This is a genomic window from Streptomyces sp. NPDC000348, from assembly GCF_042898795.1.
In the GTDB taxonomy this organism is placed as follows: Bacteria; Actinomycetota; Actinomycetes; order Streptomycetales; family Streptomycetaceae; genus Streptomyces.
In genome coordinates this window covers 43,931-61,407 of record NZ_JBIAZD010000026.1, presented here as the reverse complement: position 1 = coordinate 61,407, position 17,477 = coordinate 43,931, and the positions used below count along the sequence as shown (strand labels likewise).

The following is a 17,477-nucleotide window of genomic DNA, read 5'->3' as shown; positions in this document are numbered from 1 at the left end:
CCACTGTACGACCGCTCTTCTTGAATGTTAAACAAAATGGGCGTAGGGTCGACGGTGCAAGTTGAGAGTTCAAGTAAGTACCGGGCCGACGCCCCGCCGTCGACGCCGTGGAAGGGAGCCGTCGTCATGACCGCCGCCACCCAGGAGCGCATGCCCGCTCTCTACCTCAGTCACGGCGCCCCGCCCCTGGCCGACGACCCCGTCTGGCCCGGCGAACTGGCCGCGTGGTCGGCCGGGCTGCCCCGCCCGAAGGCGATCCTGGTCGTCTCCGCCCACTGGGAGGAGGCCCCGCTCGCCCTCGGCGCCACCGAGCCCGTCCCCCTGGTCTACGACTTCTGGGGCTTCCCCGAGCACTACTACCGGGTCACCTACGGCGCCCCCGGCGCCCCCGCGCTCGCCGACTCGGTGCGGGGGCTGCTGCGCGCCCCCGGCACGCCCGTCCAGGACGTCCCCGACCGGGGCCTGGACCACGGCGCCTACGTCCCGCTGGTCGAGATGTACCCCGAGGCCGACATCCCGGTGCTCCAGGTCTCCATGCCGACCCTGGACCCGGTGCGGCTCATGGAGATCGGGCGCAGGCTGGCACCGCTGCGCGACGAGGGCGTGCTGATCATCGGCTCCGGGTTCTTCACCCACAACCTCGCCGCACTGCGGCAGGGCGGCGTCCCCGCCTGGTCGACGGAGTTCGACGCGTGGGGCCGGGAGGCCCTGGAGGCGGGTGACGTGGACGCGCTGCTCGACTTCACCCGCAAGTCCCCGGCCGGCCTGCTCGCCCACCCGCGCACCGAGCACTTCGCCCCGCTCTTCGTGACCATGGGCGCCGCGGACGCCGCCGGGGAGCTCGGGGAACAGAAGTCCGTGATCGACGGATTCTGGCTGGGGCTGGCCAAGCGGTCGGTGCAGTTCGGCTGAGCCGCCGGAGGGTCACAGCTCCTTCTCGTACCAGGCCACGTCCCACCAGCGGCCGAACTTGCGGCCCACCTCCCGGTGCGTGCCGACGTGCCGGAAGCCGAAACGCTCGTGCAGCCGCGTCGAGGCGGCGTTCGGCTGGGCGACGCCGGCGTAGGCGCGGTGCAGGCCCTCGCCCGCCAGGGCCTCGAAGAGGGCCTTGTAGAGGAGCGTGCCGATGCCGCGCCGACCGGCGTCGGGGGCGACGTAGACCGTCGTCTCCACCGAGGTCGCGTAGGCGGGTTTCGGACGGAAGGGGCCGGAGGTGGCGTACCCCAGGATCCCCTGGGAACCGGCGCCCGTGGCAACCATCAAGCGGTACGGGCCGTCTACAGGGTGGGAGAGCAACCAGGGACGGCGCTCCTCCGGAGTGAAGGGCGCCGTGTCGAATGTGATCGCCGTCTCACGTACGTAGTGGTTGTACAGGTCGGTGAGGGCCGTCAGGTCACCCTCCGTGCCCGGCCTGACCTGGACCTCTTCGTACTCCGACGGCATCGCGCCTCCCCGCGTGGTCGGACAGGGTACTGCATGATCAGGAAATTCGGGGGACGGGTTGGGAATTCTGTCCGGATTCCAGTCGTTGTTTCCATCGGATGCAGGGCACTCGACCAGAGTCCGGAGGGACCTGAGAGACGTGTCGAGCGTCCGCAGGACCACCCGCTGACCTCATCATCGCAAGGGAGCACGCATGGCAACCCGCGCCGTCGCCCGTCGTCAGTCCGCCACCGGCGAGACGGCCGACTCGGCACGCAATGTCCGCGCCCATGGCGGCGAGATCGCCGACCGCGACCTGGTCGGCATGTACTTGGACGAGATCGCGCGCACGCCGCTGCTCGACGCCGCCAAGGAGGTCGAGCTGTCCCAGATCATCGAGGCGGGTGTGTTCGCGCAGCAGATCCTCGACGGCCTCGAGGAGAACAAGGCCGGAGCCACCCCCGAGGAGCTCCGGGCCCTGGTCGACGCGAGCGAGCGGGCGAAGGACGTCTTCATCCGTTCCAACCTCCGCCTGGTCGTCGCCGTGGCCCGCCGCTACCCCCGCAGCGGCCTGCCCCTGCTCGACCTGATCCAGGAGGGCAACGCCGGTCTGGTCCGCGCGGTCGAGAAGTTCGACTACCGCAAGGGCTTCAAGTTCTCGACGTACGCGACCTGGTGGATCCGCCAGGCCATCACCCGGTCGATAGCCGACCAGTCGCGCACCATCCGCCTGCCCGTCCACCTGGTGGAGGAGCTGGGCCGGATACGCCGCGTGCAGCGCGAGTTCAACCGCGAGCACGGCCGTGAGCCGGAGCCCGCGGAGGTCGCCGCCGAGCTCGGCTCCACGCCGGAGCGCGTCACCGACGTGCTCGACTGGGCCCGTGACCCGGTCTCGCTGAACATGTCGGTGGACGACGAGGGCGAGACCCAGTTCGGCGACCTGCTGGAGGACACCTCGGCGGTGTCGCCGGAGCAGTCGGTGCTGACGCTGCTGCGCAGTGAGGAGCTGGACGACCTGATCGGCCGCCTCGACCAGCGCACGGCCTCCATCATCAAGATGCGGTACGGCATCGAGGACGGCCGCGAGCGCACGCTGACCGAGGTCGGCAAGGAGCACGGCCTGACCCGTGAGCGCATCCGCCAGATCGAGAAGCACGCTCTGCTGGAGCTGAAGAAGCTGGCCCGCGACACCGGCTTCGACGCGGCGGCGTGAGAGCCGGGTCCGGCGCGGCGGCGCGCCTGCCGGAACGGCGACGCGACGGCCGGTTCACATCCCCGCCCGCGGTGGCGTGTCCGGCCGGGGCGGCCGCGGCGGTGTGACGCCCGGCCGCGGCGCTGCGGCATGCCGGCCGGAGCGGCGGCGCGACGGCCGGTTTCCGCCCCGTCCGCGGCGGCGCGACGGTCGGTTCGTGCCCCCGCCCGCGGTGGCGTGACCGGCCGGAGCGGACGCGGTGGCGCGAGGATCCGGGCGGCGCGGTAGCGTGACGGGTGGGCCGCCGGAGGTGAACGCGGCGGCGCGACCGCCGGGTTCGGCGCGGTGGTGGGGTCGCCGCCGTGCGGATTCCGGGGGAGCGACGGGGTCCCCACGGGCTCCGGTCGCGTACGCCGGGTGGCGAAAGACCGCGCAAAACATGGCCGTTCCCCGCCGCTTCAACCCACCGGGCCCAGGGAACAAGAATTCCAGGCCGGGAGTTCGTCCTTCGGGCCCCTGAGATCCTGGACCCACCGAGCCACGTCCCGACGCACAACCCCCCCCGGCGCCGGGACTTCCCCAAGCCGGGTTCGGCGCCCTCCCCCCGGGCGCCGGGCCCGGCTTCCTCGTACGGGCGGCCGGCCGAGCGGGTCACCCCGGACCTGAACCCCGGGGTGGCCCGCCAGATGGCAGATTGTGCCACAGGGGCATAGCCTGCCGGGCGTGAGCAGCACCACCCCGACGCCGCCCCCTCCGCCTCCCGCGGTCTCGCTGACCGAGCGGCGCAAGGCCGAGACCCGTATGGAGATCGCCCGCGCGGCGGCCGGTCTCTTCGTCCGGCAGGGCCTGCGGGCCACCCGCGCCGAGGACATCGCCCAGGCGGCCGGCGTCGCCCCGCGCACCTTCTACCGGTACTTCGCCAGCAAGGAGGAGGCCATCGGCCCGCTCTACGCCACCGGCGCCCGGCGCTGGGTGGCGGCGGTGCGCGCCGCGCCCGCCGGGGTGCCCCTGCCGCGGGTCCTGGAGGACGCCGCGCGCCACGCGCTCACCCCCGGCCGCGGGGTGTCGGCGGCCTCCTGGGACCGGGTGCGCACCCTGATCCGGCTGGCCGAGGCGAACCCCGCCCTGCGCCGGGTGTGGGCGGAGGAGTGCCGGGCGTCGGAGCGGAGCCTGGCGGAGGCGCTGACGGAGCGGCTGACGGCCGCTCACGTCCCGCACGACGCCGACGACGTCGCCGCCCGCACCCGGCTGTGCTTCACCGCCGCCGTCGCGAGCGCGGCCGTGCGCACGGCCATGGAGAGCTGGGCGGCCGGCGACGGCCCCGCCGAGGGGCCCCGGGGCCCGGCCGAACTGGCGGTCGCCAACCTGGCGGCGCTCCGGGACTTCGCGTGGGGGGCGTGACGCCTCCGCGCGGCCGCTCCCCGAGGGCCTGCCGCCACGTCACGCCGCGCCGCCCGCCGCCCGGCTCATCCGCTCCCCCAACTCCCTTACCGCATCGACCAGTTCCTGGGGCTCCTGCACCGTGAACTCGTACCCGAGCAGCGCCAGCCGTACCGCCGTCCACTCCTTGACGTCGCTCACCGTGGCGCGCAGCCGGCAGCTCCCCTCGTCCAGCGGCTCGGGCGGGCCCAGCCGGCCCGGCAGGCGGGCCGCGACCGTCTCGGCCGGCGCGGCGAAGGTGACGACCATCTCGTACGACTCCCGTGCGCGGTGCATGGACCGGCGCAGGAACTCCGCCGCGCTCCCGGTGGGCAGCTCGCGCGGTGCGAACCGGGCCCCGGTCGCGAAGGGCTCGCTCACCCGGTCGACGCGGAACGTCCGCCAGTCCGCGCGGTCGAGGTCGTACGCCACGAGGTACCAGCGCCGCCCGGTCGACACCAGCCGGTACGGCTCGGTCACCCGCCGGGATTCCGTGCCGTCGGCGGCTCGGTAGGCGAACCGCAGCCGCTCGTGCCCGGCCACCGTGGAGGCCATGACGGTGAGCGTCTCCGGTGCGATCGTCGCGCCGTCGCCGCTGGTCAGTGGGGTGGTCGCGGCCTGGAGCGTGCTGACGCGGTGGCGCAGCCGGCCGGGCAGCACCTGCTCCAGTTTGGCCAGCGCCCGCACGGACGCCTCGTCCACGCCCTCCAGCGCGTGCCCGGCGCCGGCCCGCAGCCCGACCGCGATGGCCACCGCCTCCTCGTCGTCGAGCACCAGCGGCGGCATCGCCTTCCCGGCGACGAGCCGGTAGCCGCCGTCCGCGCCGAGGGTCGCCCGCACGGGATAACCGAGCTCGCGCAGCCGGTCGATGTCCCGCCGGACCGTGCGCCGGGAGACCCCGAGCCGGTCGGCCAGCTCGCCGCCGGGCCATTCGCGGGGCGTCTGGAGGAGGGAGAGGAGCTGGAGGAGCCGGGCCGGTGTGTCCGTCGTCATGGGAACGAGGATGCCGTGGAACTAGGACCTGATCCGACCTACTTGGGGAATAGCTTCCGGAACATGAACTCCACCGACACCCCGCACGCACCGCAGGCCGCCGCGGGCGACCGCCGCCGCTGGTTCGCGCTGGCGATCGTGATGACCGCGGCCTTCATGGACCTCGTCGACGTCACGATCGTCAACATCGCGATCCCGTCGATCCAGCGCGACGAGGGCGCGACCTTCAGCCAGATCCAGTGGATCACCGCCGGCTACGCGCTGGCCTTCGCCGCCGGGCTCGTCACCGGCGGTCGGCTCGGCGACATCCACGGCCGCAAGCGGGTCTTCCTCGTCGGCATCGGCGGCTTCACCGTCGCCTCCGCGCTGTGCGGGCTCGCCGTGAACCCGGAGATGCTGGTCGCCTCCCGCGTCCTGCAGGGCGCCATGGCGGCGCTGATGGTGCCGCAGGTCCTGTCGATCGTGCACGCGACCTTCCCGCCGCACGAGCGCGGCAAGGTGTTCGGGCTGTTCGGCGCGGTCGTCGGCCTGGGCGCGGTCTCCGGACCGCTGCTCGGCGCGCTGCTGACCGAGTGGAACCTGTTCGGTCTGGAGTGGCGGCCGATCTTCCTGATCAACCTGCCGGTCGGCGTCGCGGGCCTGGTCCTCGGCGGCCGCTTCATCACCGAGTCGAAGGCGCCGCGCGCCCTGAAGCTGGACCTGGTGGGCGTCGCGCTGGTCACACTGGGTCTGCTGATGCTGCTCTACCCGCTGACCCGCGGCCGTGAGCTGGGCTGGCCGCTGTGGGGGTACGTGTCGATGGCCGGCGCGCCGGTGGTCTTCGCGGCGCTGGTGGCGTACGAGCGGGTCAAGGGCGCCCGGGACGGCTCCCCGCTGATCGAGCTGTCGCTGTTCCGGGTGAAGAGCTTCGCGGCGGGCATCGCGGTGCAGACGGTGTTCGGGGTCGGCCTCGGCGTCTTCTTCCTGGTCTGGACGCTGTACATGCAGGTCGGCCTGGGCTGGAGCGCGCTGCGGGCCGGGCTGACCGGGGTGCCGTTCTCCCTCGCGGTCTCCGCGGCGGCCGGGATGTCGGTGCAGCTGCTGGTCCCGCGCTACGGGCGCAAGGTGCTCCAGGCGGGCGCGCTGGTGATGGGGGCCGGGGTGCTGGTCTACCTCTGGGAGGCGGAGCGGTACGGCCAGTCGATCACCTCCTGGCAGATGGCGCTCCCGCTGGTGGTCATGGGCGTCGGCATGGGGCTGATCGTGGCCCCGCTGACGGACGCGGTGCTGTCCGAGGTGCCGCGTGAGCACGCCGGGTCGGCGTCCGGGCTGATCAACACCGTGCAGCAGATGGGGAACGCGCTGGGGCTCGGCCTGGTGTCGGTGGTGTTCTTCGGGGTGATCGACGAGCGGCTCGCCCCGGCCGAGGTGGGCCCGGCCTACGCGGACGGCTTCCGGCACGCGCTGGGCTGGGTGGCCGCGGTGCTGGGCGTGATCTTCCTGCTGATGTTCGCCCTGCCCAAGCGCCCCGCCCAGCACGTGGAGGGGGCGGGGGAGACTCCCGCGGCGGTGGAGAGGGAGCGGGAGCTCGTGGCCTGAGCGGACCCAGGGGGAGAAGGGACCGGCACCTCAGGGGTGCCGGTCCCTCGGCGTGTGGGCGTACGGGCATGAACGGAAGCCCGTTCATGCCCGTACGTGCCCATGTCTGTTTACTTCCCGGACATCTGGGCGTACTCTGCGAGCGAAACCACACGTTCGGGCACGAACGGACTCGGAGGCAGGTCGCCATGTACGCACCGGAACGCCAGCAGGAGATCCTGCGGCTCGCCCGTGACGGCGGCCGGGTGGACGTGGTCTCGCTGGCCGAGGAGTTCCAGGTGACCGCCGAGACCATCCGCCGGGACCTCAAGGCCCTGGACCGCGCCGGCCTGGTCCGCAGGGTGCACGGCGGGGCCATCCCCGCCGGACGCCTCGACTTCGAGCCGGACCTCGCCGAGCGGGAGACGACCGCGGCCGACGAGAAGGACCGCATCGCCAGGGCCGCCCTCGCCGAACTCCCGGCCGACGGCACGCTGATCCTGGACGCCGGTTCGACGGCCGCGCGGCTCGCCGGCGCCCTGCCGGTGGAGCTCTCCCTCACCGTCGTCACCCACAGCCTGCCCATCGCGGCCCGCCTCGCCGACCACCCCGGCATCCAGCTCCATCTCGTCGGCGGGCGCGTGCGCCACCGTACGCGCGCCGCCGTGGACGCCTGGGCGCTGCGCGCGTACGCCGAGATCCGCGCGGACGTGCTGTTCGTGGCCGCCAACGGGTTCTCCGCCGAGCACGGGCTGACCACGCCCGACCTCGCCGAGGCCGCCGTGAAGCGCGCGGCCATGGCCGCCGCCCGCCGTGTGGTGCTGCTCGCCGACTCCTCCAAGTACGGCCAGGAGCACTTCGCCCGCTTCGGCGACCTGGGCGACGTGGACCTGCTGATCACCGACAGCGGGCTCGGCCCGGACGACGCCGCAGCGATCGAGCGCGGCGGCACGGAAGTGGTACGCGCATGATCCTCACCGTCACCCCCAACCCGTCCCTGGACCGCACCTACGAGGTCCCCTCGCTGGACCGCGGTGAGGTCGTCCGGGCCACCGGCGAACGCGTCGACCCCGGCGGCAAGGGCGTCAACGTCTCCCGCGCCGTCACCGCGGCCGGCCGGCGCACGGTCGCCGTGCTGCCCCTGGGCGGCGCACCGGGCGCGCTGGTCGCCGACCTGCTCGACGCGCAGGGCATCGAGGTCGCTCCGGTCCCGGTCGCCGGCGCCACCCGCTCCAACATCGCGCTCGCCGAGGCGGACGGCGTGCTCACGAAGATCAACGCACCGGGTCCGGAACTGACGGCGGCCGAGCGGGAACTGCTGCTGGACACCGTGCGCCGGCAGTCCCCGGGCGCCGACTGGATCGCCTGCTGCGGCAGCCTGCCGCGCGGACTGGCCCCCTCCTGGTACGCCGAACTGGTCGCCCGGGCGCACGCCGCCGGCGTACGGATCGCGCTGGACACCTCCGGCCCCGCGCTGCTCGCGGCCCTGCGCGAGCGGCCCGACGTGGTGAAGCCGAACGCGGGAGAGCTCGCCGAGGCCGTGGGGCGGCCCCTGGCCACCGTGGGCGACGCGCTGAAGGCGGCGGAGGAGCTGCGGGGGATGGGCGCCCGGGCGGTCCTCGCGAGCCTCGGCGCCGACGGGCAGCTGCTCGTGGACGACGACGGCGCCTGGTTCGGCACCGCCGCGGTGGACGCCGTCCGCAGCAACGTGGGCGCCGGCGACTCCTCGCTGGCCGGGTTCCTCGTCGCCGGCGGGCGCGGCCCCGAGGCGCTCGCCTCCGCCGTCGCCCACGGCGCGGCCGCCGTCCGGCTCCCCGGCAGCGTGATGCCGACCCCGGCCGACCTGGACCCGGCCGCGGTGACCGTCACGGCCGAGGTGCCCGTCGACCGCGCACTGCGGGAGCCGGTGTCATGAACCGTCCCCTCTCCCTCCTCACCCCCGTCCCCCCTTCCGCCCACCCCGCTGCACGGGCGATACGCGTGCGAAGGAGCTCGCGATGAGCGACATGATCACCGCGGAACTGGTCGATCTCGGCCTGTCCGCCGACACCAAGGAGGCGGCGGCGCGCGCCCTCGCCGAACGCATGGTGGCCCTGGGCCGGGTGACCGACCTGGACGGTTTCCTCGCCGACGTCGCCGCCCGCGAGGCGCAGATGCCGACCGGCCTCGACGGCGGCATCGGCATCCCGCACTGCCGCAGCGAGCACGTCACCGAGCCCACGCTCGCCTTCGGACGCAGCGCCGCCGGGATCGACTTCGGCGCGGCCGACGGACCCGCCGACCTGATCTTCCTGATCGCCGCTCCGGCCGGCGCCGACGACGCCCATCTGACGATCCTGTCGGCGCTGGCCCGGCAGCTGATGAACACCGAGTTCACCGATGCCCTCCGGTCGGTGGACGACGCGGCGGCAGCGGCGGCGCTCATCCGCGGCGACCAGCCGCCGACGGCCGCCGTCCGTGGCGGCGGGAGCGGCTCCGAGGACTCCGTGGCGGCACCGGCGGCGGCCTCCGCCGGCGCCGCCACGGGCGCCGCCGCCTCCGGGGAGGACCGCCCGTTCCGGGTCGTCGCCGTCACCTCCTGCCCCACCGGCATCGCCCACACCTACATGGCCGCCGAGTCGCTGGAGAACGCCGGCCGGGAAGCCGGCGTCGAGATCGTCGTCGAGACCCAGGGCTCCGCCGGCTTCACCCGGCTCGACCCGGCCGTGATCGAGGCGGCGGACGGCGTGATCTTCGCCCATGACGTGCCCGTCCGGGAGAAGGACCGCTTCGCGGGCAAGCCGACCGTCGACACCGGCGTCAAGGCGGCCATCAACCGCCCCGCCGAGCTGATCACCGAGGTCCGCGGCAAGGCCGGGCGCGGCGAGGTCACCGCGGCGGCCACGTCCGGCGGGACGCCCGTCGAGCGCACCGGCGACAGCGGCGAGGGCTACGGCACCAAGCTGCGCACGTGGCTGATGTCCGGCGTCAGCTACATGGTGCCGTTCGTCGCGGCGGGCGGTCTGCTCATCGCCCTCGGCTTCGCGATCGGCGGCTACGAGATCAACGAGGCGCCGTCGGTGATGGACCACTTCGTGTGGACCCAGGCCGCCAGCTGGGGCGCGCTGCTCTTCCAGATCGGCGGCGTCGCCTTCGGCTTCCTCGTCCCCGTGCTGGCCGGCTACATCGCCTACGGCATGGCCGACCGGCCCGGCCTGGTGCCCGGCTTCGTCGGCGGCGCGATCTCGCTCACCATCAACGCCGGGTTCCTCGGCGGCCTCGCGGCCGGTCTGATCGCCGGCGCCGTGGTGATCGCGATCCAGAAGGTGCGCATCCCGGCGGCCCTGCGCGGCATCATGCCGGTGGTGGTGATCCCGCTGATCTCCGCGGCGGTCGTCGGCTTCCTGATGTTCGTCGTCATCGGCAAGCCCATCGCCGAGGCCCAGAAGGGCATGACCGACTGGCTGAACGGCCTCACCGGCACCAACGCCGTCCTGCTCGGCGCCCTCCTCGGCCTGATGATGTGCTTCGACCTCGGCGGGCCCGTCAACAAGGTCGCCTACACCTTCGCCACCGCCGGGATCGCCGTCGCGAGCCCCAGCGACTCCGCGATGAAGATCATGGCCGCGGTGATGGCCGCCGGCATGGTGCCGCCGCTGGCGATGGCCCTGGCCACCACGGTCCGCGGCAAGCTCTTCAACCGCACCGAACGGGAGAACGGCAAGGCCGCCTGGGTCCTGGGCGCCTCCTTCATCTCCGAGGGCGCGATCCCGTTCGCCGCCGCCGACCCGCTGCGGGTCATCCCCGCCTCAATGGCGGGCGGCGCGGTCACCGGCGCCCTGTCGATGACCTTCGGCGCCACCCTGCGCGCCCCGCACGGCGGCATCTTCGTCGTCCCGCTGATCGGCAACCCGCTCCTCTACCTGGTCGCCATCGCCGCGGGCGTGTGCGTCACGACGGCCCTGGTGATCGTCCTCAAGGGCCTGCGCAAGCCGGCCCCGGTCACCACGGACGCGGGCGGGAGCGCACCGGTGCCGCCGGCGGAGACCAAGCAGCCGGTGGCCGCGTAGAGTTACCGCGGTGCGTCCGTTTGGGTAGGTGTGGGCGGTTCATGCCTACTGCGATATAGATCACGATCATCACGATCCGGGGTCAAGGCCCCGGATCTTGGTGTGTACTGGGCCGCATGCCTGAGCACACGACACTCTCGCGGACGACGGGCGCCACCGTCCTCACCCTGGTGGCCGTGGCCTGCGCGGCGGGTCTGGCCGATGTCCTGCGGCGTCGACGCGGGCGGACGCGCGAGCGCACCGGGGAGCACCCGGAGGCCACCCTGCGGCACGCGCCCCACGGCACCCCGGTGATCCCGCGCCAGCAGCGGACCGGCCCCCACGTGGAAGCCGTACGGCTCACCCCGGCGGAGCGCGACGCGTTCGCCGTGCTGGTACGGCGCTTCGGCGAAGGGGACTGAGCCCCGGCCCCGGCCGCCGCGTCAGGAGACCTGTGCCGCCCGGCGCTCCATCGCGTCCCGCGCCGCGTCCTCGCTGACGTACACCTCGCACATGTGCCGACCGTCCGGCGTGACCGTGTGCTCGACCTCCCACACGGACATCTCCACCCCGTCACCCAGCAGGAACGCGTGCTCGTAGAGCGCGAAGGACAGCCCCGGACGCCCCGTGCGGGACGGGCGGCCGAAGGCCTGCGTGATCCGGTGCGCGCACGCCGTGGCCAGCAGCGCGGCCGTCTTCGCGTCCGGCCGGTCCGTGTTCTCCGCCCGGCGCAGTAATCGCCGCGCGTGATCCGCGGAGCCGTCCGGAACGTACACGTGCCCCAGCGCGGGAGGCGGCGGCAACTGCACCGTCACCGGCAGTTCGAAGCCCGGCGCGTCCGGCGGCAACGGCAGCCGGGCCGTGGCCGTCCGCAGCTCCTCCTCGTCCACGTACACCTCGTGCTGCGGCTCCTCTCCCGGCGCCGTGTTGTGCACGAGCTCCCAGAGCGTCAGCGCCGAACCGTCGGCGAGCAGCCAGGTGTGCCGGTACGTCTCCCGGTGCAGCCCCGCGCTGTGGTGCGCGGAGTGCAGCGAACCGTCGTGCGCCAGCGCGCAGTCCAGCCGCAGGAGGGTCTCGTCCGGCAGCTCGAAGGAGTTCAGGGCGCGGCCGAGGAGGCGCGCGAGGTGCTCCTCCGGAGACTCGGGTGGATCGGGTGGTTCGTACGCTGCCGTCTCGTACGGAACGCTCAAGGTTTCTCCCGGCGTTGCTGCATGTCACCTGGTGGGTGCATACCGTAGCCCCTCGGCCGGACGTGTTGTCCAGGAACCGAGAAAACGTATGGCGAAAAACAGACGGAGCGCGTGAGAAGTTCCCGGCACCGCCCGGACGTGCGTCAATTGTTCCTGATCAAACGGTACTTCGACAGCCGCTCGGCGGCCCCTCCTTTCCGTGCCCGCCGTACAACTCCCCGTACGACGGCCACCAGCCGCCCGGACCGTCCACCGGACCGGCGGCGCGGACCGCCCGTACGATCGCGCGGGTCACCAGGTCCGCGCCCGCCGCGAGGACCTCGTTCAGGGCCAGGGGGTCCGCCGCGTCCAGCGGGCGGGTGCCCGTGGCCAGGGTGAAGACGGTGTCGCCGTCGCTGAGCAGATGCACCGGCCGTACGGCCCGCGCGATGCCGTCGTGCGCGGTACCGGCCAGCTTCTGCGCCTGCGCCTTGGACAGCCCGGCGTCGGTGGCGACCACCGCGAGCGTGGTGTTCAGCGGCGGAGCCGCGTTCCGTCCGGCCACCTCCGCGAGCCGCCGCAGCGCGGCCCCGTGCACCTCCGGCTCCGGATAACGCACCCGGCCCTGGAAGAACTCCCCGTACAGCACTCCCGTCTCCGGATCCACCGCCGACCCCGCCGCGTTGGCCACCACCAGCGCGGCCACCGTGATGCCCGAGTCCAGCACCGTGCTCGCGGTGCCGATCCCGCCCTTCAGCTGCCCGACCACCGCGCCCGTGCCGGCGCCCACGCACCCCTGCGGCACCGGCGCGCCCCGCTCGCTCGCCGCCGCCGCCTCGACCGCGGCACGACCGGTGGCCGCGTCCGGCCGGGCCCGGAAGTCACCGCCACGCCCCAGGTCGAAGACACAGGCCGCCGGCACCACCGGCACCACGTGCGCGGGATCCGGCCCGACCCGCACCCCGCGCCCCCGCTCCTCCAGCCAGCCCATCACCCCGGACGCCGCGTCGAGCCCGTACGCGCTGCCCCCGGTCAGCACGAGCGCCTGGACCTTCCGCACCACGTTGCGCGGATCGAGCGCGTCGGTCTCCTTCGTGCCGGGGCCGCCGCCGCGCACGTCCACCGCGGCCACGGCCCCGCCCTCGGGCGCGAGCACGACCGTGGTGCCCGTGAGCCATCCGTCGCCGGTACGCGTCGCGTGTCCCACGCGCACCCCGGCCACATCCGTCAGAGCGTCAGCTGCCATGGGGTCAGTACTGCCCGGTCGGGGGCGGCCGTACCCTGGACGCATGAGCACCGCCCCCGATCCCCGCCCGAGTGAGCCCAAGCCGGCGCTGGTCTTCGACGACCCGCTGGACCAGCGGTCCTCGGACGACACGGACCGCGGCTGGGGCGAGCGCCCGTCCGGCGACAGCGCGGCCGACCTGAAGCGCTTCCTCGACGAGAAGCCGCCCCACCACCTCTGACCCGCCCGCCGGCGGGCCGCCCCTACCGCTCGCCCCGCCCCGCGCCGCGCTGTGCGACGAGGGTGTCGCGGATCTCCTTGAGGACCTCCAGCTCGGTGATCTCGACGACCTCGCGCGTGCCCTCCTTCGCCTTCCGGCGGGCCTCCACCCGGGCCAGGTACTTCGCCATGGGCAGCACCATCAGGAAGTAGACGACCGCCGCGGTGATCAGGAACTGCAGCGTCGCCCCGAGGACCGACCCCCACAGGATCCTGACGCCGGTCGCGGTGTCCCCGGCGCCCTCGCAGGGGCCCTTCAGGCACGAGCTGTAGCTGTCCAGGTCCTTGGTGCCGAAGGCCCCCACCAGCGGATTGATGACGCCCTTCACGACCGCGTTGACGATGTTGGTGAAGGCGGCACCGATGACCACCGCCACGGCCAGATCGACGACGTTGCCACGCATCAGGAAGGCCTTGAAGCCCTGCAGGACGCTCGTCTTCTCCTGGTCGCTCACTTCGAGGCCTCATTTCTCGTGCGTACGGTGCGGAAGAAAGCGCTCCGCAACCTACGTCACGCCTGTGCCGGCCTGTCCAGCCGGGCCGCCCGGCGCAAGGACCCCACGCGCGGACCGGGGCCGGGGGAGCACCGGTCAGCACATCGTCACCGCCAGCCGCGCCGTGGCGCTCGCGCCGGCCAGCTCGGCCGCGGTGGCGCGCGGCACCGACAGCACGACCAGCGCCCCGCCGTCACCCGCGCCGTCCGCCGGTTCCGGTACCCCGGTCACGCGCGCCCCGCGTGCGACCACGCGGGCCTCGCCTCCGGACACCGTCTCCCCGGCGGCGATCACGTCCACCCGGTCGCCCGGCCGCAGCAGCCGTACCGTGGCCGCGTCGGCGATCCGCACCGCCGCCGTGACCGCCGCGCCCGCGCCCCGCGCCCGTACGGCGCGGTCCCCGGGGGAGGCCGAGGCGGCACGGGCCGCCGGGGACCCGTCGGGATGCCCGCGGGACCGGTCCGCGCCCCGCGGCCCCGCCGCCACCAGCGCCGCCGCCGTGACCGCGAGACCGAGCGCCACGGCCCGCCTCCGGTGCCGTACGAGCCCGCCGGGGAGCGGCAGGGCGCCGCGCACCCGCACCGGGGCGAAGTGCGGCACCTCGCACGAGGGAGGGACCTCAGGACCGGGAGGGCAGGGGACGGCGGCGCCGGACGGTCGGGGGACAGCGGCGCCGTACGGCCGGGGGACGGCGGGGGAGGAGGGGCGGAGCGAGGAGGGAGGACGGGACACGGATACCACCACCTGCGACGAGGGACCGGCTTGCGACTCCCACGATGAGGCCTCGCGCCGCGTCCCGCCGGGCCCTGTGGACGTACCACGCCCCTGTGGACAACCGCCCCACCCGAACGGGACGTTCCGCCCCGCGGGCGGTTACGGAAGCGCGAACCCCGGGTTCATCCCGCCCAGCGCCGACGTGCACGCGCAGTCCCGCTCCTCCGTCGCCGGCAGCGCGGCCACCGCGTCGAAGAGCACCCCCCGCAGCCGGTCCACGTTGGCGGCGAACACCCGCAGCACCTCGTCGTGGGAGACGCCCTCACCGGTCTCGGCCCCGGCGTCCAGGTCGGTGACCAGGGTCAGCGAGGTGTAGCAGAGCTCCAGCTCACGGGCGAGCGCCGCCTCGGGATGGCCGGTCATGCCCACCACCGACCAGCCCTGCGCCCGGTGCCACGACGACTCGGCACGGGTGGAGAAGCGCGGCCCCTCGACCACGACCAGCGTGCCGCCGTCCACCACCTCCCAGTCCCGGTCCCGGGCCGCCTTCAGCGCGGCGGCCCGACCGGTGGGGCAGTAGGGGTCGGCCAGCGACACGTGGACCACGTTCGGCACCGTGCCGTCGGGCAGCGGCAGCCCGTCGAAGTAGGTGCCCGCCCGGGACTTCGTACGGTCCACGAGCTGGTCCGGCACCAGCAGCGTGCCCGGCCCGTACTCGGGGCGCAGGCCGCCGACCGCGCACGGCCCGAGGACCTGGCGCACGCCGACCGACCGCAGCGCCCACAGGTTGGCCCGGTAGTTGATGCGGTGCGGCGGCAGATGGTGGCCGCGTCCGTGCCGCGGGAGGAAGGCGACCCGCCGGCCGGCCACCTCGCCGAGGAAGAGGGAGTCGCTGGGCGCCCCGTACGGGGTGTCCACCTGGACCTCGGTCACGTCGTCGAGGAAGGAGTAGAAACCGGAGCCGCCGATCACGCCGATCCCGGCCTTCGCCATGTTCGCCATGCCCCGCACCCTAACCGCACCCGGAAACGCCGAAGACCCCGTCGTCGGCGGACGACGGGGTTCCGTCAAGGAAGCGGCCCTACGCGGCGGTGGTGCTGGTGGAGCTGCTCGAACCGGACGAGCCGGACGAGCCGGACGACGCGCTCGACCCCGAGTCCGAGGAGGAGGACGTCGACGACGAGGTGCCCGACGGCTTCGACGACGCCGGCGAGCTGCTCGACGAGGAGCCGCGGCTGTCGTTGCGGTAGAAGCCGGAGCCCTTGAAGACGATGCCCACCGCCGAGAACACCTTCTTCAGGCGGCCCTTGCAGGTGGGGCACTCGGTCAGCGCGTCGTCGGTGAACTTCTGCACCGCCTCGAGGCCCTCGCCGCACTCGGTGCACTGGTACTGGTAGGTCGGCACTGTCTTCCTCCTGGCACTCTCACTCGATGAGTGCTAACGACGGTCCATAGTGACGCATTCCCTCGGTTCAGTCCACTGCGACGGGCTCGCGGTGACCCACGCCACGTGCGACGGTGCGTCCGTGCGGGCCCGCGGCCAGCCGCGACCGCAGCGCCAGCAGCGTCACGAGGGCCGCCGCCGTACCGGCCGTCGGCACCAGGAAGCCGGCGCCGCCCCACAGGCGGTCCTCCAGTTGCCCCGCGACCGTGACGGCCGCCGCCTGGCCGAGCGCGACGGCGCCGGTCAGCCAGGTGAAGGCCTCGGTGCGGGCACCCGCCGGGACCAGGTTCTCCACCAGCGTGTAGCCGGTGATCAGGGCCGGTGCGATGCACATGCCGACCAGCAGGCCGAGCCCGGCCAGCAGCAGCGCCGAGTGGGCGGTCCACAGGGCGGACGCGGTCAGCGCGAGCGCCGTGTAGCCGATCACCAGGCGCCGCTGCGGGGCGGCCTTCCAGGCGATCGCGCCGCAGACGATGCCGGAGAGCATGTTTCCCGCGGCGAAGACGCCGTAGAGGACGCCGTTCAGTCCGGGTTCGCCGATCGACTCGGTGAACGCGGCCAGGGAGACCTGCATGCCGCCGAAGACGGAGCCGATGCCCAGGAAGGTCACGATCAGCACCCGCACACCGGGGACGCGCAGCGCGGAGACGTGCTCCACGCGCGCGTGCCCGTCACGGCCCGCCGCGGGCTGCGTGCCCTTCTGCGCGGCGAACAGCAGACCGCCGACCAGGGTCAGCGCGGCCTCGGTGAGCAGGCCCGCAGCCGGGTCGACGGCCGTGCACAGGGCCGTGGCGAGCAGCGGTCCGACGACGAAGGTGAACTCGTCGGTGACGGACTCGAAGGCCGCCGCGGTGGTCATCAGCGGGGAGCCCTTGAGCCGCACGCCCCAGCGGGCCCGCACCATGGGCCCGATCTGCGGCACCGAGGCGCCCGTGGGCACGGCGGCGGCGAACAGCGCCCACAGGGGCGCGTGGGTCAGCGCCAGCGCGGTGAGGGCCAGTCCGGCCGCCGTGTGCACCAGGACGCCGGGCACGAGGACGGCGCGCTGTCCGTGGCGGTCGGCGAGACGGCCGCTGTAGGGGGCGAACAGCGCCATGGAGACGCCGGTGACGGCCGCGACCGCGCCGGCCGCGCCGTACGAGCCGGTGGTGTGCTGCACCAGCAGCACGATGGAGAGGGTGAGCATCGCGAACGGCTGGCGGGCCGCGAAGCCGGGGAGCAGGAACGTCCACGCGCCGCGCGTGCGCAGCAGCCGGCCGTATCCCGGTCGGGAGGTGGCCGCCGAGTCCTTCGACGTGGTGACCGTGGATGCCACGGCCCGTGCCTTTCTGCCACCTGGTAGCGGCCCGCACGGGGCGTGCGGGCGCGCCGAGAGCTGTCCTCTTGCGCTGACTGCGGTAGATGCCGGCGCCACAGCTCAGGGCGTTCCGGCCGCCATACGGTCGCGCCAGCTCTGCGTCAGGCAGAGTTGGTTCGATCTGGGGGTCGTTCGCATCGTACAGGGATCACCTGCCGTCCGCTGTGAAGCCGGGCACACCGCC

18 protein-coding genes are annotated in these 17,477 nt (G+C 73.9%); 9 read left to right on the top strand and 9 right to left on the bottom strand.

Going from position 1 to position 17,477, the window contains the following annotated elements; genetic code table 11:
* The first annotated feature begins 150 nt into the window (after positions 1–150).
* Positions 151–912 (top strand): dioxygenase, encoded by a 762-nt coding sequence (locus ACFY3N_RS33635; protein ID WP_390820625.1) that lies wholly within the window; start codon positions 151–153, stop codon positions 910–912.
* A gap of 12 nt (positions 913–924) precedes the next feature.
* Here ACFY3N_RS33635 and ACFY3N_RS33630 read toward each other — a convergent pair whose 3' ends face one another.
* Positions 925–1,443, bottom strand: coding sequence for a GNAT family N-acetyltransferase (locus ACFY3N_RS33630; protein ID WP_390820607.1), 519 nt, complete (start codon positions 1,441–1,443; stop codon positions 925–927).
* Positions 1,444–1,636: 193 nt separating this feature from the next.
* Here ACFY3N_RS33630 and ACFY3N_RS33625 point away from each other — a divergent pair, with 193 nt between their 5' ends.
* Both ACFY3N_RS33625 and ACFY3N_RS33620 read left to right on the top strand, forming a co-directional pair.
* Positions 1,637–2,635 (top strand): RNA polymerase sigma factor RpoD/SigA, encoded by a 999-nt coding sequence (locus ACFY3N_RS33625; RefSeq protein WP_390820606.1) that lies wholly within the window; start codon positions 1,637–1,639, stop codon positions 2,633–2,635.
* Between the two features lie 702 nt (positions 2,636–3,337).
* Positions 3,338–4,015, top strand: coding sequence for a TetR/AcrR family transcriptional regulator (locus ACFY3N_RS33620; RefSeq protein WP_390820605.1), 678 nt, complete (start codon positions 3,338–3,340; stop codon positions 4,013–4,015).
* 39 nt (positions 4,016–4,054) lie between these two features.
* Here ACFY3N_RS33620 and ACFY3N_RS33615 read toward each other — a convergent pair whose 3' ends face one another.
* Positions 4,055–5,026: a helix-turn-helix transcriptional regulator gene (locus ACFY3N_RS33615; protein ID WP_390820604.1), complete on the bottom strand. Its 972-nt coding sequence runs from the start codon at positions 5,024–5,026 to the stop codon at positions 4,055–4,057.
* Between the two features lie 63 nt (positions 5,027–5,089).
* On the opposite strand from ACFY3N_RS33615, the gene ACFY3N_RS33610 reads away from it, so the two are divergent.
* From ACFY3N_RS33610 to ACFY3N_RS33590, 5 genes are all read left to right on the top strand, one after another.
* A complete protein-coding gene (locus ACFY3N_RS33610) occupies positions 5,090–6,604 on the top strand; it encodes an MFS transporter (RefSeq protein WP_390820603.1) in 1,515 nt (504 codons plus the stop codon).
* Between the two features lie 188 nt (positions 6,605–6,792).
* On the top strand, positions 6,793–7,554 hold the full coding sequence (locus ACFY3N_RS33605) for a DeoR/GlpR family DNA-binding transcription regulator (protein WP_390820602.1): 762 nt from the start codon (positions 6,793–6,795) through the stop codon (positions 7,552–7,554).
* Positions 7,551–8,498 carry a 1-phosphofructokinase gene (pfkB, locus tag ACFY3N_RS33600; RefSeq protein WP_390820601.1) on the top strand — a complete coding sequence of 316 codons (948 nt, stop codon included), beginning with the start codon at positions 7,551–7,553 and terminating at the stop codon, positions 8,496–8,498. Before ACFY3N_RS33605 ends, pfkB begins: the two co-directional genes overlap by 4 nt.
* Positions 8,499–8,580: 82 nt before the next feature.
* Positions 8,581–10,632: a fructose-specific PTS transporter subunit EIIC gene (locus tag ACFY3N_RS33595; protein WP_390820600.1), complete on the top strand. Its 2,052-nt coding sequence runs from the start codon at positions 8,581–8,583 to the stop codon at positions 10,630–10,632.
* Between the two features lie 116 nt (positions 10,633–10,748).
* Positions 10,749–11,033, top strand: coding sequence for a hypothetical protein (locus ACFY3N_RS33590; RefSeq protein WP_390820599.1), 285 nt, complete (start codon positions 10,749–10,751; stop codon positions 11,031–11,033).
* A gap of 21 nt (positions 11,034–11,054) precedes the next feature.
* Here ACFY3N_RS33590 and ACFY3N_RS33585 read toward each other — a convergent pair whose 3' ends face one another.
* Complete coding sequence (locus ACFY3N_RS33585) at positions 11,055–11,801, bottom strand: DUF6227 family protein (RefSeq protein ID WP_390820598.1); 747 nt, start codon at positions 11,799–11,801, stop codon at positions 11,055–11,057.
* 157 nt (positions 11,802–11,958) lie between these two features.
* Positions 11,959–13,026, bottom strand: a complete 1,068-nt coding sequence (locus tag ACFY3N_RS33580) for a P1 family peptidase (protein WP_390820597.1) — start codon at positions 13,024–13,026, stop codon at positions 11,959–11,961.
* 43 nt (positions 13,027–13,069) lie between these two features.
* On the opposite strand from ACFY3N_RS33580, the gene ACFY3N_RS33575 reads away from it, so the two are divergent.
* Positions 13,070–13,246, top strand: a complete 177-nt coding sequence (locus ACFY3N_RS33575) for a hypothetical protein (protein ID WP_390820596.1) — start codon at positions 13,070–13,072, stop codon at positions 13,244–13,246.
* Positions 13,247–13,268: 22 nt separating this feature from the next.
* Here the strand turns inward: ACFY3N_RS33575 and mscL are convergent, their stop codons facing one another.
* The 5 genes from mscL to ACFY3N_RS33550 form a co-directional block, all read right to left on the bottom strand.
* On the bottom strand, positions 13,269–13,739 hold the full coding sequence (gene mscL, locus ACFY3N_RS33570) for a large conductance mechanosensitive channel protein MscL (RefSeq protein ID WP_390820595.1): 471 nt from the start codon (positions 13,737–13,739) through the stop codon (positions 13,269–13,271).
* 135 nt (positions 13,740–13,874) lie between these two features.
* The gene (locus ACFY3N_RS33565; protein ID WP_390820594.1) at positions 13,875–14,378 is read right to left on the bottom strand and encodes a hypothetical protein; all 504 of its coding nucleotides are present in this window, start codon (positions 14,376–14,378) and stop codon (positions 13,875–13,877) included.
* A 273-nt stretch (positions 14,379–14,651) separates the two neighbouring features.
* Positions 14,652–15,494, bottom strand: a complete 843-nt coding sequence (locus ACFY3N_RS33560; protein ID WP_390820593.1) for an S-methyl-5'-thioadenosine phosphorylase — start codon at positions 15,492–15,494, stop codon at positions 14,652–14,654.
* Positions 15,495–15,573: 79 nt separating this feature from the next.
* Positions 15,574–15,897 carry an FmdB family zinc ribbon protein gene (locus ACFY3N_RS33555; protein WP_390820592.1) on the bottom strand — a complete coding sequence of 108 codons (324 nt, stop codon included), beginning with the start codon at positions 15,895–15,897 and terminating at the stop codon, positions 15,574–15,576.
* 67 nt (positions 15,898–15,964) lie between these two features.
* Entirely contained in the window at positions 15,965–17,251 is a 1,287-nt protein-coding gene (locus tag ACFY3N_RS33550) for an MFS transporter (RefSeq protein ID WP_390820591.1), read from the bottom strand.
* Positions 17,252–17,477: the final 226 nt, after the last annotated feature.

Excerpts from the sequence above, each read along its gene's own strand:
- ACFY3N_RS33635 (WP_390820625.1), top strand. The coding sequence starts at position 151 with ATGCCCGCTCTCTACCTCAGTCACGGCGCCCCGCCCCTGGCCGACGAC.
- ACFY3N_RS33630 (WP_390820607.1), bottom strand. The coding sequence starts at position 1,443 with ATGCCGTCGGAGTACGAAGAGGTCCAGGTCAGGCCGGGCACGGAGGGT.
- ACFY3N_RS33625 (WP_390820606.1), top strand. The coding sequence starts at position 1,637 with ATGGCAACCCGCGCCGTCGCCCGTCGTCAGTCCGCCACCGGCGAGACG.
- ACFY3N_RS33615 (WP_390820604.1), bottom strand. The coding sequence starts at position 5,026 with ATGACGACGGACACACCGGCCCGGCTCCTCCAGCTCCTCTCCCTCCTC.
- ACFY3N_RS33610 (WP_390820603.1), top strand. The coding sequence starts at position 5,090 with ATGAACTCCACCGACACCCCGCACGCACCGCAGGCCGCCGCGGGCGAC.
- ACFY3N_RS33605 (WP_390820602.1), top strand. The coding sequence starts at position 6,793 with ATGTACGCACCGGAACGCCAGCAGGAGATCCTGCGGCTCGCCCGTGAC.
- pfkB (WP_390820601.1), top strand. The coding sequence starts at position 7,551 with ATGATCCTCACCGTCACCCCCAACCCGTCCCTGGACCGCACCTACGAG.
- ACFY3N_RS33595 (WP_390820600.1), top strand. The coding sequence starts at position 8,581 with ATGAGCGACATGATCACCGCGGAACTGGTCGATCTCGGCCTGTCCGCC.
- ACFY3N_RS33590 (WP_390820599.1), top strand. The coding sequence starts at position 10,749 with ATGCCTGAGCACACGACACTCTCGCGGACGACGGGCGCCACCGTCCTC.
- ACFY3N_RS33580 (WP_390820597.1), bottom strand. The coding sequence starts at position 13,026 with ATGGCAGCTGACGCTCTGACGGATGTGGCCGGGGTGCGCGTGGGACAC.
- ACFY3N_RS33575 (WP_390820596.1), top strand. The coding sequence starts at position 13,070 with ATGAGCACCGCCCCCGATCCCCGCCCGAGTGAGCCCAAGCCGGCGCTG.
- ACFY3N_RS33560 (WP_390820593.1), bottom strand. The coding sequence starts at position 15,494 with ATGGCGAACATGGCGAAGGCCGGGATCGGCGTGATCGGCGGCTCCGGT.